This is a genomic window from Pedobacter suwonensis, assembly GCF_007833675.1.
GTDB classification, from domain to species: Bacteria; Bacteroidota; Bacteroidia; order Sphingobacteriales; family Sphingobacteriaceae; genus Pedobacter; species Pedobacter suwonensis.
On record NZ_CP031708.1, the window covers coordinates 3,775,609 to 3,790,129 of the forward strand.

Annotated in this window: 15 protein-coding genes; 6 read left to right on the top strand and 9 right to left on the bottom strand. The window is 38.7% G+C overall.

Annotated elements, in window-relative coordinates; genetic code table 11:
• Window positions 1–10 precede the first annotated feature (10 nt).
• The 3 genes from DV942_RS15560 (at window position 11) to DV942_RS15570 (ending at window position 3,617) form a co-directional block, all read left to right on the top strand.
• The gene (locus DV942_RS15560) at window positions 11–1,213 is read left to right on the top strand and encodes a glycosyltransferase (protein ID WP_145858956.1); all 1,203 of its coding nucleotides are present in this window, start codon (window positions 11–13) and stop codon (window positions 1,211–1,213) included.
• Between the two features lie 520 nt (window positions 1,214–1,733).
• Window positions 1,734–2,813 carry a glycine cleavage system aminomethyltransferase GcvT gene (gcvT, locus tag DV942_RS15565; RefSeq protein WP_145858959.1) on the top strand — a complete coding sequence of 360 codons (1,080 nt, stop codon included), beginning with the start codon at window positions 1,734–1,736 and terminating at the stop codon, window positions 2,811–2,813.
• 84 nt (window positions 2,814–2,897) lie between these two features.
• Complete coding sequence (locus DV942_RS15570) at window positions 2,898–3,617, top strand: 2-phosphosulfolactate phosphatase (RefSeq protein ID WP_145858962.1); 720 nt, start codon at window positions 2,898–2,900, stop codon at window positions 3,615–3,617.
• A 352-nt stretch (window positions 3,618–3,969) separates the two neighbouring features.
• Here the strand turns inward: DV942_RS15570 and DV942_RS15575 are convergent, their stop codons facing one another.
• On the bottom strand, window positions 3,970–4,740 hold the full coding sequence (locus tag DV942_RS15575) for a patatin-like phospholipase family protein (protein ID WP_090983009.1): 771 nt from the start codon (window positions 4,738–4,740) through the stop codon (window positions 3,970–3,972).
• Between the two features lie 60 nt (window positions 4,741–4,800).
• A complete protein-coding gene (gldB, locus tag DV942_RS15580; RefSeq protein ID WP_145858964.1) occupies window positions 4,801–5,835 on the bottom strand; it encodes a gliding motility lipoprotein GldB in 1,035 nt (344 codons plus the stop codon).
• A gap of 28 nt (window positions 5,836–5,863) precedes the next feature.
• Between gldB and DV942_RS15585 the strand changes: the two genes are divergently transcribed.
• Entirely contained in the window at window positions 5,864–6,538 is a 675-nt protein-coding gene (locus DV942_RS15585) for a porin family protein (RefSeq protein ID WP_090983013.1), read from the top strand.
• Between the two features lie 49 nt (window positions 6,539–6,587).
• Complete coding sequence (locus DV942_RS15590; protein WP_145858966.1) at window positions 6,588–8,228, top strand: NAD+ synthase; 1,641 nt, start codon at window positions 6,588–6,590, stop codon at window positions 8,226–8,228.
• A gap of 192 nt (window positions 8,229–8,420) precedes the next feature.
• On the opposite strand, the gene DV942_RS15595 is transcribed toward DV942_RS15590, so the two are convergent.
• The 7 genes from DV942_RS15595 to rsmI all read right to left on the bottom strand — a co-directional run bounded on the left by DV942_RS15595 (window position 8,421) and on the right by rsmI (window position 13,069).
• Entirely contained in the window at window positions 8,421–8,837 is a 417-nt protein-coding gene (locus DV942_RS15595) for an OsmC family protein (RefSeq protein ID WP_145858968.1), read from the bottom strand.
• Window positions 8,838–8,926: 89 nt separating this feature from the next.
• A complete protein-coding gene (gene lspA, locus DV942_RS15600; RefSeq protein ID WP_222431116.1) occupies window positions 8,927–9,445 on the bottom strand; it encodes a signal peptidase II in 519 nt (172 codons plus the stop codon).
• A 4-nt stretch (window positions 9,446–9,449) separates the two neighbouring features.
• On the bottom strand, window positions 9,450–9,647 hold the full coding sequence (locus tag DV942_RS23715; RefSeq protein ID WP_244950894.1) for a DinB family protein: 198 nt from the start codon (window positions 9,645–9,647) through the stop codon (window positions 9,450–9,452).
• The gene (locus tag DV942_RS23860) at window positions 9,572–9,910 is read right to left on the bottom strand and encodes a hypothetical protein (protein ID WP_145858972.1); all 339 of its coding nucleotides are present in this window, start codon (window positions 9,908–9,910) and stop codon (window positions 9,572–9,574) included. Before DV942_RS23860 ends, DV942_RS23715 begins: the two co-directional genes overlap by 76 nt.
• Window positions 9,903–11,531 (bottom strand): apolipoprotein N-acyltransferase, encoded by a 1,629-nt coding sequence (gene lnt / locus DV942_RS15615; RefSeq protein ID WP_145858974.1) that lies wholly within the window; start codon window positions 11,529–11,531, stop codon window positions 9,903–9,905. The genes DV942_RS23860 and lnt overlap by 8 nt, the downstream gene beginning before the upstream one ends.
• A 131-nt stretch (window positions 11,532–11,662) precedes the next feature.
• Window positions 11,663–12,316 (bottom strand): PH domain-containing protein, encoded by a 654-nt coding sequence (locus DV942_RS15620; protein ID WP_090983025.1) that lies wholly within the window; start codon window positions 12,314–12,316, stop codon window positions 11,663–11,665.
• A gap of 39 nt (window positions 12,317–12,355) precedes the next feature.
• On the bottom strand, window positions 12,356–13,069 hold the full coding sequence (gene rsmI / locus DV942_RS15625) for a 16S rRNA (cytidine(1402)-2'-O)-methyltransferase (RefSeq protein WP_090983027.1): 714 nt from the start codon (window positions 13,067–13,069) through the stop codon (window positions 12,356–12,358).
• Between the two features lie 117 nt (window positions 13,070–13,186).
• Here rsmI and serS point away from each other — a divergent pair, with 117 nt between their 5' ends.
• Window positions 13,187–14,458 (top strand): serine--tRNA ligase, encoded by a 1,272-nt coding sequence (serS, locus tag DV942_RS15630; RefSeq protein WP_145858978.1) that lies wholly within the window; start codon window positions 13,187–13,189, stop codon window positions 14,456–14,458.
• Window positions 14,459–14,521 lie beyond the last annotated feature (63 nt).

Below are 14,521 nucleotides of genomic sequence, written 5' to 3' on the forward strand. Positions count from 1 at the left end.
TCACCACGTTGTGAAAATTTTGTTGATTACTAAGCGGATTCCCTTTCCGCCAAACAGTGGTTATCCGATTGTGGTATACAATACCATACAAGGTTTGCTGCAACTTGGCGCAGATATTACATTGTTTAGCCTTAACCCAACAAAAGGGCGTATTGATATTGAAGATATTTATGACCCTGTTTTTGAAGAGATTAAATACCATACCTGCGATTTAGATACAGATGTAAATGTATGGTCTGCTTTTTTTAATATTTTCACTAACGAATCTTATAATGTTTCCCGGTACTACAGTGAAGACGCTGCCCGGCAGCTGGAAAATCTTTTAAGGGAAAATGCATTCGATATCATCCAGTTCGAAGGTCTCTTTGTGGTTCCCTATCTGGATGTGGTTAAGGCAAATAGTAATGCTAAGCTGATTTACCGGGCGCATAATATCGAGTTTACGTTATGGGAACGCCTTTCGCATTCAGAAAAGTTTCTTATTCGACGCAAATACCTGGCTTTCCTGGCACAACGGCTTAAAGCTTATGAAACTGATCAGATTAATCGCTTTCACCACATTTTTGCTATTTCCGAACCCGATCGCCAAAGCATATTGAGGTTTGGTTGCGAAGTCCCGATGTCGGTTTTTCCGGTAGCCATCGATTTGGAAAAATATAAGGCAGACAAGACCAAAACCAGTTTTCCTACGCTGTTTCATTTAGGGGCAATGGATTGGCGGCCCAATCAGGAAGGATTAGAGTGGTTTTTAGACGATATTTGGCCAGATATTGAGAAGTTGAATAAGGATCTCCGGTTTTACATCGCCGGGAAAAACATGCAGAAACATTTTTTTGAATACGATTCTGAGAACCTGATTGTAGAGGGGGAGGTGTTTGATGCCGTAGAGTTTATGAACTCCAAAGCCATTATGATCGTGCCACTAATTTCTGGTACCGGCATGCGGGTTAAGATTATTGAAGGTATGGCAATGAAAAAATGCATCATTGCCACAACCACGGCAGCTGAAGGAATTAACTGCAGGCACGGACATGATATCTTAATTGCTGATTCTGCGGATGAATTTTACCGTTCCATCTTGCAATGTGTCATCAATCCTAAACGGTGGGTAGAAATAGGAGAGAATGCACGGAAAACAGTTGAAAATGATCATGGCGTTCAATTAATTTCCGGTAAAATGTTAAAAATTTATGAGGAATTGGTTAGTGCATAACAAGATTTGTATCCCTTAGGTTGTTTTTTATACTGAGCAACTGAAACCATTCTATCGAATAGCTTTGATCGGATTAAGTGGTGTCTGCTTATAAATCCTGCAACCTTAAAAATGAAACGCTGTATTGGGTTTCCAGCCCCGGTTGAAGCGTTACCCTGCAGCAACGAGGTACGAGGAAGCGTAAAAGCGAAAAACGGGATGAAATTTATGGCTTTACACGGACTTTGCGCTTCAAATCAAATTTTGTATTTCTCCGCCCTTAAGCATAGCTGCACTTCGTTTGCTTATACTACATTTTATTTGTTATTATTGTCAATTGCTCTTCAGTGAAGTAATATAATTTTGTAAGCCTGAAGTTCCTCATCAAATCAGTTTTCAGTCTAAAAAACGCCTATAAAATTTACCTCAAAATTTTGTCTTTTTCTTAGTAGTTTTGCCCCGCGAAGAATAAGCATAAAATCGCCATAATTGGGGTTAAAATTGTAATCGCTTCATTATTCATAAAAAATAAAATTTACGGATGAAAAATACCGCATTAACAGAAAAACACATCGCTTTAGGCGCTAAAATGGTTCCATTTGCAGGTTATAATATGCCTGTTACTTATGAAGGTATTAATGCCGAACATGCAACAGTTCGTAATGGAGTAGGTGTTTTTGATGTGAGCCACATGGGTGAATTTATTCTTAAAGGTGAAAATGCATTAGACCTTATTCAAAGAGTAACCAGTAACGATGCCGCTAAGTTATATGACGGAAAAGTGCAGTACTCTTGCTTGCCCAATAAAGATGGTGGTATTGTTGATGATCTTTTGGTTTACAAGATAGATAATAAAACCTATATGTTGGTGGTAAATGCATCGAACATTGAAAAAGATTGGAACTGGATACAACAATTCAATACAGAAGGCGTAGAAATGCATAATATTTCTGATCAAACTTCTCTGTTAGCCATTCAAGGACCAAAGGCAGCTGATGCGTTACAAAGTTTAACCGAAGTTGATTTAGCATCAATGGAATATTATACTTTCGTAAAAGGCACTTTTGCAGGAGTTGAAAATGTGGTAATTTCTGCAACAGGCTATACCGGTGCAGGTGGATTCGAAATTTATTTCGAAAATCAATACGCGGATCAGATCTGGGATGCCATTTTTGAAGCGGGTGCGGCATACAATATTAAGCCAATTGGTTTAGGTGCCCGTGATACTTTACGTTTAGAAATGGGTTTTTGTTTATACGGAAATGATATTGATGATACAACTTCGCCAATTGAAGCCGGTTTAGGTTGGATTACTAAATTTTCTAAATCTTTCACCAATTCAGAAGCATTATTGGCGCAAAAAGAAGCTGGCGTTCAAAAGAAATTAGTTGGTTTTGAAATGATCGACCGTGGTATTCCGCGCCATGATTATCAAATTGCTGATGCTGAAGGAAATGTCATTGGTAAAGTAACTTCTGGTACCCAGGCACCTTCTTTGCAAAAGGCAATCGGTATGGGTTACGTTGCAAAAGATTTCGCTAAAGAAGGAACTGAAATTTTTATTTTGATCCGCAATACACCGATTAAAGCTAAAGTAGTTAAGTTTCCTTTTTATAAATAGGATTTGAGACAATAGATATGAGATTTGAGACGGTGTGTCGTCTCATGTCTCATGTCTCATGTCTCATGTCTCATATCTCCTCAAATGTCAAAAAAAATAGAAGTTTGTTTAACGCCGGCCTTGATCGATTTATACGATATTGAGCAGAGCATTGTGGTGGTGATCGATATTTTGAGGGCTACCTCTTCCATTACCTACGGAATAGATAACGGAGCTGAAGCAATTATTCCCGTAGCTCAGGTAGAGGATTGTTTAAATTATCGTGATAGTGGATTTTTATTGGCAGCCGAACGAAATGGAGAGGTTGTAGCAGGTTATGATTTCGGCAACTCGCCATTTTCTTATACGCGAGAAAAAGTAAATGGAAAAACGGTTGTGCTAACCACTACAAATGGCACCAAGGCTTTACATTTGGCACAGAAAAGAGCCTATCAGGTTTTAATAGGATCTTTCTTAAACTTAGATTCAATTTGTCATTATCTGAAAAGTCAGGATAAAAATGTGCTTTTGCTTTGCGCAGGTTGGAAAGATCAGTTCAATTTAGAGGATACGCTTTTTGCAGGTGCTGTAGTAAGCAATCTGCGTCAGAATTTTGAACATTTTGACGATTCCAGTGTGGCAGCTGAAGATCTGTATGCCTTAGCTAAAGGAGATTTAAGGAAATATCTCCACAAATCATCACATAGCCATCGCTTGGCCCAGTTGAATATAGAAGAAGATGTTGTTTTTTGTTTGCAGTTGAATCTGTGCAAAACAATCCCGGTACTAGTGGGCGAACGTTTAGTAGCCTTAAAAACTAATTAATATAATCCTCGTTTTCAATGAGGATTGTGGGGTATCATATTGGTAATGTGATTGCATCAGTCACAGAGAAATGTTTCCTCCCCGGCGATACAATCGCCATTCTCTTTTATCCTCATTGCAAACGAGGACAATGAGGGGATTTATCGGGTATTATAATAAATAGGCTTTATCTACACAGGGGTAAGTCTTGATATTGTTTATTCCACAGCCAATTTCTAAACCGGAAAGTTTATATAATGGGACTGCCAGATTAATATCTTCAGCTAATAACAAGGAATTTTCCTGAATAATAAATTATAGTCAGACATGAGTTATATTACTTTTTCTTAAAAATATTTATAAGATCAGTTTCTTATTTTGTAATTAATTCGGAAATCGTCGGACTGTTTTTAATGGTAATTAAGGCTTCTTCATGCGCCAGCCAATAAATGTCTTCTGCACGTTTCATGTCGAATGTGCTAATGGCTCCCAGACCTTTAGGTTCGATCAGTACATTGCAAAATTTAGCTTTTCTTTCCATATCATGATTGATTGACATGATTCCTGCGCGGCCCATCAAATTGGTAATACCGGTAATTTTATCAACTGGTTTAAGGTGGTTACAGGATGAGCCTATAATAAAATCGCAGTCATCCATTAAAGGTTCAACCGGAAAATTGTTTAAAATGCCACCATCTACATACATTTGGCCATCAATCATGATGGGTTTAAAAATACCGGGTATACAGCTTGAGGCATGGACAGCCCTGATAAGTGGCCCTTTAGTAAAGTAAACCAACCGGCCTTCACTAAAGTTTACGGCAGCAATGGTTAAAGGTATCTTTAGCTTTTCTATAGAATCTTCAGGAAAATATTCCTTCAGAATCAAAGCAGTATTTTCAATATTAATCAATCCTAGCGAACCTACCGCCGGACGTACAAAGCGCCAAAGCTTTGTTTTAAGGAAAATATTTAACCCTTCTTCTGGGTCTATGCCGGCAGCAAAAAAAGATCCCGCTATGGCGCCTGCACTTGTTCCGCTAATGTGGCTAAAAGTAATCCCTAAATTACTGAAGGCCTTCAAAACACCTAAATGCGCGATTCCCCTAATACCTCCGCCCGATAATACAATGCCGACTTTCATTTTTTCCTTAGGTTAATATTTGAACTGATTTTGATATAACTGGTTACTGCTAACGGTAAACTACCTCTGTTGCTTTGGTTTATACTTCGATTGATTTAAGATTTTCTGTACATCGTTATCAACCATTAACTGTTGCAAAGTAACATCTGGATGCGTACTCATATATTTCCTCACAATCTGCCAGCCTATCCATACGCCCAATTTTGGTGCCGATTCTCTATTTTCGCCTAAACCTGGCGTAAAAGGTCCTTCTGATAAAAATACCTGGATTTTTTGATAGTCGGTTTCGAAAAGATAATTATTCTCCAGAAAATATGCCCAAATGTCCCCTTCAAAGTTTTGCGCCCAGTCTAATTGCTGTTGGGTATATCCGATTTTGGTCGAATCACCTACATTTTCGGGTAAAACCTGATCAAGAAAGTATAAAATCTTTCCCTGAAAAATCATTTTAGATAATAAAGTCCTGTTATCATCAGGCTCCGCAAAAAGTTCTTCATGGGTATAAGTTTCGGCTACACGTGGCACAATATATTCAGGCGTGAACCTCCTCGAAAGGTAAAGAGGTACACTTTGCACAATGGCCCTGTAAAATTTGCTGTCTTTACCCAGAAACATGTCTAAACCGATGCCCAGATAATTATCTCCAACAGGCATCTGGTAAGCAAAACCTGAGACAAAAGAAATGAATTTGGGAATCTTCGCTTTTGGATAATAATATTTAATGTATTTAAAAGTCTGGTTTAATCCCTCTTCCTGTGCTTTTAAATCTGGAAAAACACTATCCACTTCCTTGCTTAAATCGGTATAGGCCTCATCATGGTATAAATTGGTCAACGATTCGGTGTTGGAAAATTTACTGTCTAAAATCCGATGGATAAAATCGTCATAAAACACCCCATACTTTGAAGCAAGTTGGTTATTTACTTCAAGTACATTTTTGTTTTTTCCATTAAAAAGTTCCTGATCAAATCTTTCAATTTTGATGTTTACCTCTATATTACTAACATCAGGCCGGTTGCTATGTTTGCAGGAAATAAATATGATGGCAAAAAGAAAAATTAGATAAATTTGCCAGTGTTTTACGTTATACATCATGTAACACAAATATATAAACACCTATAGCATGAAAAAAATATCAACCATTTTAATTTTATCTGTTTTAAGTTTCGGCGTCTGGGCACAAAATTCGCCCTTAACCAGTTACGGTTTTAGGTTAGGATTAACCGCGAGTCCAACTTTTGGCTGGATTAAACCTGAGCAGGGAAAAACTGAAGGAGTAGCCCTGGGCTTTTCATATGGATTGATTGGTGACTTTAATTTTGCTCCAAATTATAGTTTTTCTACGGCCTTAACTATTACTTCTGTTAATGGTAAAAGCACAGAGGCCAACGTTTCACCTTATTATGCAGCAAGTGGCAGTGCAGCACCAAAAGCTTACGATTTAAAATATAAGCTACAATACGTAGAGCTGCCTTTAACTGTTAAGCTTAAGACCGTGAAAACTGATGGAAAACGCTGGTATGGTCAGTTTGGATTGTCTAATTCAATTAATATTAGTGCAAAACAAAATGCGGTTACCGATGGTATGGTTGTTGGCGATAATTTAAATGTGTCTGATCACATCAAATTTTATCGCGCCGGATTAATTATTGGTGGTGGTGGGGAATTTGATATTTCGGGCAATACCAGTATAGTAGCCGGGTTAACTTTTAATAACGGTTTCACTAATATTGTAACCGATAAAACCAGAGATGTTAGAAATCACTATTTAGCACTTAATTTCGGCGTATTCTTTTAATTTGGATATCTGTCTTGATACTTGATACTTACTACTTGATACATCAACCATGAAAATAGCACTAGCACAACTTAATTACCACATCGGGAACTTTGAGGCCAACACCAGAAAAATAACTGAAAATATTCAATTGGCGAAAGACAAAGGAGCTGATCTGGTGGTTTTTGCCGAATTGGCTATTTGTGGTTACCCGCCGAGAGATTTTCTGGAGTTTGATGAATTTATTGGGTTGTGTGAAACCGCGGCTCATGAAATAGCAAAGTCCTGTACCGATATTGCATGTATTGTTGGGCTCCCTATTAAAAATGAGCTATTGCAGGGGAAAGACCTTTATAACGCAGCTTATTTCATTGAGGGTGGAAAAGTTAAGGCTGTGGCGAAAAAAGCATTGTTGCCAACTTATGATGTGTTTGATGAATATCGCTATTTTGAACCGGCCACACAATTTAACTGTATCGATTTTAAAGGTAAAAAAATTGCCTTGACCATTTGTGAAGACCTTTGGAATATTAACGATAATCCATTGTATATATCAAATCCAATGGATGAGTTGATTAAAGAGCAGCCAGATGTAATGATTAATATCGCAGCATCACCTTTCTCTTATACCCATGATGATGAACGCATTAAAGTACTGGCCGATAATGCAAAAAAGTACAGCCTGCCAGTTTTCTATGTAAACCAGGTTGGGGCGCAGACGGAGATTATTTTTGATGGCGGTTCTTTGGTTTTTGATGCTGATGGAGCCATGAAAGCAGAGATGAAATATTTTGAAGAGGATCTTCAGGTATTTGATCTTGAAGAGGTTGAAAATGTACGCAATAAGTATCCGCAATCGGAAAGATTAACAGATATTGAACAGATTCATGATGCACTGGTTTTAGGCATAAAAGATTATTTTGGGAAGTCTGGATTTAGTAAAGCCGTTTTAGGTTTGTCTGGCGGAATTGATTCGGCGGTGGTTTGTGCCCTGGCTTGTCGCGCATTAGGCCCCGGGAATGTAATGGCCGTTTTAATGCCTTCTAAATATTCATCCGACCATTCTGTTCAGGACGCTTTGGATTTGGTGAACAATATTGGTTGTATGCACGAAATTGTGCCTATTAAAGACGTTACAGAAGCTTTTGACAACATATTGGCGCCAGCGTTTAAAGGTTTGCCTTTTAACCTTACTGAAGAGAATATCCAGGCGCGGATCCGCGGCATTATCAACATGGCAATGAGCAATAAATTTGGCTATATTTTATTAAATACCTCAAACAAAAGCGAATGTGCAGTAGGTTATGGTACCTTGTATGGCGATATGTGCGGTGCAATTGGTGTGATTGGTGATGTATATAAAATGCAAGTTTTTGAACTCGCGAAGTACATCAATAAGGAAAGGGAAATTATACCGGTTAACACCATTGTTAAACCACCGTCAGCAGAATTGAGGCCTGATCAGAAAGATTCTGATTCTTTACCGGAATATGAAATCCTTGATAAAATATTATACCAGCATATTGAAAGGAAACAAGGCTCAAAAGCCATTATTGCTCAGGGCTTTGATGAGGCATTGGTTTTACGTATCTTAAAGATGGTTAATATTGCCGAATTTAAACGTTACCAAACGCCACCTATTTTAAGGGTATCGCCCAAAGCCTTCGGCATGGGCAGAAGAATGCCAATTGTAGGGAAATATATGGTTTAGGTTGTTTAATTTGTGAATTGCTGAGATTGTTAAACTGTGGATTACAAACTGAAAACTGGTAGTTGTTGAAACGGTGAATGGTAGAAAGGTCGTCTCGAGTGAAGCGTAGCGGAATGGAGAGATCTTTTGAATAGATTTCTCGACTACGTTGCACTCCGCTCGAAATGACGATTAGGGGTTCACCGTTACGTTTTAAGCTAAAGTAGCATCAACTGTGATGGTTGTATTCAATAATTTAGAGATCGGGCAGTTTTTTTCTGCATCTGCAACCAATTCATCGAATTTTTCTTTTGTTAAATCAGGAACAGAAGCTGTTAAAGTTAAATGCGATTCTACAATTTCACCTTTTGACGGATCAAGGTTGATTTCACATTTTGTTTCCAGTTTATCGGCTGTAAACCCTGCTTCAGTTAAGTTAGCAGATAGTTTCATGGTGAAACAGCCTGCATGTGCAGCAGCAATTAATTCCTCTGGATTTGTACCCACACCATCTGCAAAACGGGTATTGAAAGAGTATTGAGTGTTATTTAAAGTAGTGCTTTGTGTAGTGATGTTACCACTGCCTTCTTTGATAGAACCTTGCCATACGGCTGTTGCATTTCTTTTCATAATCGGATTTTATTTTTAGATTGTTTAACACCTAAAGATAAAAATATGTTTGTGTAAAGCTGGCAATTCTTTGTTAAGAAATCATGTGATTATCCGGCCTTATCCATTGGTTCTTCCTGAACCATCTTACCTCTTAACGATTGAAAAAGCAATATACTTATACCTATCATAATCGAAATATCGGCAAAATTAAAAACACCTGTTTGGAAGAGGTAAAAATCCATGTGCATAAAATCGGTAACCGATCCATGCAAAATCCGATCATATAAATTGCCTACACCACCGCCGATCAGAAAACACAAAGCAATTTGCATGGTCATCGGCAAGTTACGTTTGGTAAATAGAAAATATAAACCGTAGAGCAAAAATAATAGGGGTAAACCTGTTAAAATAATGAGCCTGAAAATGTAGGGCATGTTATCGCCCAGGCTCAAAAATGCCCCGGTGTTTTCTACTCTGGTTAACGTGAAATGGTCTTTTATAATGCTGATGTTTTCGTAATCGCTGATCTCGTTACGAACAATTCTTTTAGAAAACTGATCGCAGCTAAAATTTAGGGTTAATAATAAGAGTAATATCGACCAGCGGAGGTTTTCTATTTTTTGCATAATTTTATCTGATAATATCGGCATCTACCGGTGTATAGCCCAAATGCCTGCTTAGCGACATGATTTGTCCCTTGTGATGAAACTCATGCGTAATGACATGGGTGAACAACTGTAAAGGATTTACCATTAAAATCGCTCCGTTTTTGTCCAATTCCATTTTATGCAACTCATTTCCTTTAAATTTTTCTGTAAATAAAGCAATATATTCATCTGCCTGTTCAAAATAAGTTTGGCAGTTGTGTAAAGTCTGGTACCTTTCGAAAGGTAAAACTCCTGTTCAATGCCTAAGGCCCTTTCGCCAATCCATGCGCAATAGGTCTGGCAAATATGAACCAACAAATTTCTGATGGAGCCTCTGCCGAACGAACTGTTATTGGTTAAAAAATCATGTTCTGAAATTTGACCTACATAAGTTAAAAGGGTATTCCTGGAGGATAAAACGAAATCGTATTGTTGTTTAAGCATGGCCCGTTTTCCTGATCCATTTTCTATACGGAATAATCAAAGCTAAAAGAACGGCGGTAATGCTCAGTAATTTTGCAATAATATCTCCGCTTTTTACATAAAAGGTAATCTCGTCATTCAGGTTGATATTGGCCTTTAATGCAGCTCTGGTCCACCATTTGGTCTTTTGGGTTACATCGCCGCGTTGATTGATAAAGCAGGATATTCCGGTATTGGCTGAGCGTGCTACATCACGATGGGTTTCAATTGCCCTGAGTTTGGCATACATCATGTGCTGGTCTTTCCCTGAAGTATTTCCCCACCAGCCATCATTAGTGATAATCGCGATAAATTGTGCGCCATCTTTAACCTGTTCACCAATCCAATCGCCCCACAAACTTTCATAACAAACCACAGGCGCAACACCAATGCCGCTTTGCGCATATAACACACTCGGCTTATCTTGCCAGCCCCATCCGCCAACAGTCCCGCCCAACTGAGCAAAAACGCCGTCTAAAAACGAAAATACTTTTGGGAAGGGCATTTTTTCTACCCCGGGAACCAGTTTGGATTTATGGTAAAACTGAACATTGGCAGAATTTTCTACCTGCATGGCGGTGTTAAAATTATCAAAATAAATACCCCGTTGGTTATCAAATTTTGAGGTTATTGTTCTTTTATCCTGATAAATTTTAATGCTTTCTATCCCTGTAATCAATGTTCCGTTTTTATACTTTGATAAAAAGTTTTGCAGCGTGATGAAATCGTTATTGCTCCTGATCCGATCTTCATCTGCATAATTTGGAATGGCCGTTTCCGGCCAGATAAAATACTCGGTATTGGTTTGTCCGATGGAATCTGACAAGTGGGTTAATATATTGATTTGTTCGGCTGGTGGTATATTTTCCAGTTTTTGGTAAGGATCGATATTTGGCTGAACCACTACTACATTACTTGGTGTTCCTTTTTGTGTGGCAGTAAAGTATTTGGTTAATGAAATGCTGATGGGAATAATCACCACCAACGCCCAGATACCCGCTGCTCTGAACCTTAAATAGCCTGTTTGTGATCTGAATTTCTGATAAGCTTCAAAAGCCAGGATATTGCTCAATAAAATCCACAGTGAACCACCATAAACACCGGTATAATCATACCATTGGGCCAATTGGTGCATGCCTGCCAAGCCATTACCCAAGGTCATCCAGGGGAAGGCTAAATCCCAGGTTTGCTGCAGATATTCTAAGGCGATGTAAAAGGAAATCAAGCCCAGATAAGCCATCTTTTTATTTACATATTTACTTAATCTATAGTATAACCAAAAAGTAAAAGTCATTAACAATGCACCTAATCCAAATGGAATTAATGAGACCGGTAGGGCTACAAGCGGGCCATTATAAGCACTGATCGCATTATAAACCCAATAAATTGATGCTGTATTCCAGACCAAAAAAGTTAAACCTGCCGTCAGGAAAATTCTTTTACCCTGTTTCTTTCCGGAATCGCTTGAATTGGCATTTAGTGCAATGAACAATGGCACCAGACCAATTAATAACAGCGGTGTGGTAAAAGGCATTGGTGGCCAGGCCAGCCAAAGTAAGCATGCACTTAAGAGGGCTAGGAGATAGGTTTGTTTAGATTTCATATGAAAATACTTGTCATTCTGACGCAGGAAGAATCTCTATGCGATAGAAAACTGACTTTGTTTTTGCTAACGTAGTACATTAGGGGTATGTTAAAGATGCTTCGTGCCTCATCATGACAGCAGTTTTTCATCTACAAACTATCTAAAATATTTGCTTTTTTAGCCTCATATTCTTCCTGGGTAATCAGGTGTTTATCGTATAAAGTTTTTAGCTTCCGCAACTTTAACGTGGTTTCGTCTTCCGGCTCTTCTACCACCTCAGCAATTTGGATTACAGGTTGTGCAGGTTCTGGCGCGGGTTCATAAGCAGGTATTTCGGCAATAGGCTGGGCAGTTAAATTAATGGGGGAGGCTGTTGCACGGTTTTCTTCCAGTTTTTGCTGGCGCAGCATTTCTTTATACTCCTCTAGTTGCTGATTGGCAGCCTGATGTAATTTACGTGCCTGCACTTTCGGGATAAATTCGGTTACGATATTTTCGCCATGTTGCGGAACACATATAAATTTAGAACCAAAAAATTCTTCTTTAAACGAAACTTCTTTAATGCTTTTCCACGAAATATCTTTGAAATTCATCGTTAAGCCCAAATTACCAGGCTCGCAATAGAAAATCCGCTTATTGGAGATCGCAATGCTATCTGGTAACAAGTTTACCGCTGGTTTTTTCTGTACGGCTAAATATAAAAGTTCTTCGCCTGTGGTTAGCAGGTCGTTTAATTTTCCAATAACTTTTTCAACCGCTTTTGGGTCTTGTTCGTCACTCAGAAATCTATCTATACTCATCATGATATTTTTAAAATTGTATTGTGGTTTAGATTTTTGATGCTAATCTTCAGCATCTTCATATTTGTTTTTGCTTTTAATATGGGGTTTCCCCGCTATGCAAATTACAAATTCTCCTTTTAAAGTATTGTTTTCAAAGTGTGATTTTATTTCCAGCAAGGTTCCGCGAACAGTTTCTTCGAACATCTTCGTCAGCTCTCTACTTACGGATGCCTGCCTGTCGGCACCCAAATACTGCGCAAACTCCTCTAAAGTTTTTAATAAACGGTGCGGACTTTCATAAAGTATAATGGTACGTTCTTCTTCGGCCAATTTTTTAAATTTGGTTTGCCTGCCTTTTTTAACCGGCAAAAAACCTTCGAAACAAAAAGCATCAGCAGGTAAACCTGAGTTAACCAGGGCAGGAACAAAAGCTGTTGCACCTGGTAAACATTCTACCGCGATATCATTTTTCAGGGCCTCGCGTACCAGAAAAAAACCAGGATCTGAAATGGCGGGCGTACCGGCATCAGAGATAAGGGCAATTTTTTGACCTTCGTTTAGAAATCTGATGATTTCTGAAGTGGCTTTGTGTTCATTGTGCTGGTGGTGTGAGAAAACTCTTTTATCAATCCCAAAATGTTTGAGCATCGGGGCACTGGTACGGGTATCTTCAGCGAGGATCAGGTCGCATTCTTTTAATATACGGATTGCCCTAAAGGTCATATCCTCCAGATTGCCTATGGGCGTTGGTACGAGAAAGAGTTTGCCATCCATATTTTTCTGTGTTCGTCATTATAAGAAGGAACGACGAAGCAATCTTTTTGTGTAGAGATTGCCGCACTGCGTTCGCAATGACGACTTAATTATTATCTTTGCTTAAAAAATTAAATAATGCTGCAAGTTAACTATATCCGCGAAAATAGAGAGAAAGTTTTAGAACGTTTAAGTATCCGTAATTTTAAACAACCAGAACTGGTAGACGAAATCATTAAAATTGATGAAGAACGTCGTTCCACTCAAACTTCGTTGGATAGCATTTCTGCTGAAGCTAACGCAGCTGCCAAGCAGATCGGCGATTTAATGCGTACGGGTAAAAAAGAAGAAGCGGAGGCTATTAAGATACAAACGGCTTCTCACAAGGAAAATATTAAAAACCTGAGTGATCAATTGAATGAGTTGGAAACTGCTCAGCACAATTTGATTGTTCAATTGCCTAATTTACCCTATCACCTGGTAAAAAAGGGGTCTACTGCAGAAGAAAACGAGGTTGTTTTAACACATGGCGAGCCTGCTCAGTTACCAAGCAAAGCGTTACCACATTGGGAGCTTGCTGCGAAATATGATATCATCGATTTCGAATTAGGCGTAAAAATCACTGGTGCTGGTTTTCCTGTTTATAAAGGAAAAGGGGCGAGGTTACAGCGGGCGCTGATCAATTTCTTTCTAGATCATGCAACTGCTGCAGGTTACAAAGAAATGCAGGTACCGCATTTGGTTAATGCAGCTTCAGGCTTTGGTACTGGCCAGTTACCCGATAAGGAAGGGCAAATGTACCATTCAACTGTTGATGATTTATATTTAATCCCGACAGCAGAAGTTCCGGTAACCAATTTGTACCGTGATGTAATTCTTAAAGAAGAAGATTTACCGATTAAAAATACAGCTTATACGCCTTGCTTCCGTAGGGAAGCAGGCTCATACGGTGCTCATGTACGTGGTTTAAACCGTTTACACCAGTTTGATAAGGTTGAGGTGGTTCAGGTTACCCATCCGGATAAATCTTATGAAACTTTAGAAGAAATGAGCCAATATGTGCAATCTTTATTGAAAGAACTGGGATTACACTACCGCGTTTTGCGTTTATGTGGTGGTGATATGGGCTTTACTTCTGCCATGACCTACGATATGGAGGTATGGAGTGCTGCCCAGGAACGCTGGCTGGAAGTTTCTTCTGTATCAAACTTTGAAACCTACCAGAGTAACCGTTTGAAATTACGTTTTAAAGGCAAAGAGGGAAAAGCGCAGTTGGCCCACTCATTAAACGGAAGCGCACTGGCCTTGCCTCGCATCGTGGCGTCTATTTTAGAAAATTATCAAACTGAAAATGGAATTAAAATTCCGGAAGCTTTAGTGAAGTATACCGGCTTTGATAGGATTGATTAGTTTTCGATGAATCGTCACAGCAATGACGATATTTCTAATAAAAAAAGCTTTGCAACGTTGCAA

Bases quoted from the DNA above. Each gene is read 5' to 3' on its own strand.
- lnt (WP_145858974.1), bottom strand. From the start codon at position 11,531: ATGAAATCTAAACAAACCTATCTCCTAGCCCTCTTAAGTGCATGCTTA.
- gldB (WP_145858964.1), bottom strand. From the start codon at position 5,835: ATGATGTATAACGTAAAACACTGGCAAATTTATCTAATTTTTCTTTTT.
- rsmI (WP_090983027.1), bottom strand. From the start codon at position 13,069: ATGGATGGCAAACTCTTTCTCGTACCAACGCCCATAGGCAATCTGGAG.
- gcvT (WP_145858959.1), top strand. From the start codon at position 1,734: ATGAAAAATACCGCATTAACAGAAAAACACATCGCTTTAGGCGCTAAA.
- DV942_RS15585 (WP_090983013.1), top strand. From the start codon at position 5,864: ATGAAAAAAATATCAACCATTTTAATTTTATCTGTTTTAAGTTTCGGC.
- DV942_RS15575 (WP_090983009.1), bottom strand. From the start codon at position 4,740: ATGAAAGTCGGCATTGTATTATCGGGCGGAGGTATTAGGGGAATCGCG.
- DV942_RS23860 (WP_145858972.1), bottom strand. From the start codon at position 9,910: ATGCTTAAACAACAATACGATTTCGTTTTATCCTCCAGGAATACCCTT.
- DV942_RS15595 (WP_145858968.1), bottom strand. From the start codon at position 8,837: ATGAAAAGAAATGCAACAGCCGTATGGCAAGGTTCTATCAAAGAAGGC.
- DV942_RS15620 (WP_090983025.1), bottom strand. From the start codon at position 12,316: ATGATGAGTATAGATAGATTTCTGAGTGACGAACAAGACCCAAAAGCG.
- DV942_RS15570 (WP_145858962.1), top strand. From the start codon at position 2,898: ATGTCAAAAAAAATAGAAGTTTGTTTAACGCCGGCCTTGATCGATTTA.
- serS (WP_145858978.1), top strand. From the start codon at position 13,187: ATGCTGCAAGTTAACTATATCCGCGAAAATAGAGAGAAAGTTTTAGAA.
- lspA (WP_222431116.1), bottom strand. From the start codon at position 9,445: ATGCAAAAAATAGAAAACCTCCGCTGGTCGATATTACTCTTATTATTA.
- DV942_RS15590 (WP_145858966.1), top strand. From the start codon at position 6,588: ATGAAAATAGCACTAGCACAACTTAATTACCACATCGGGAACTTTGAG.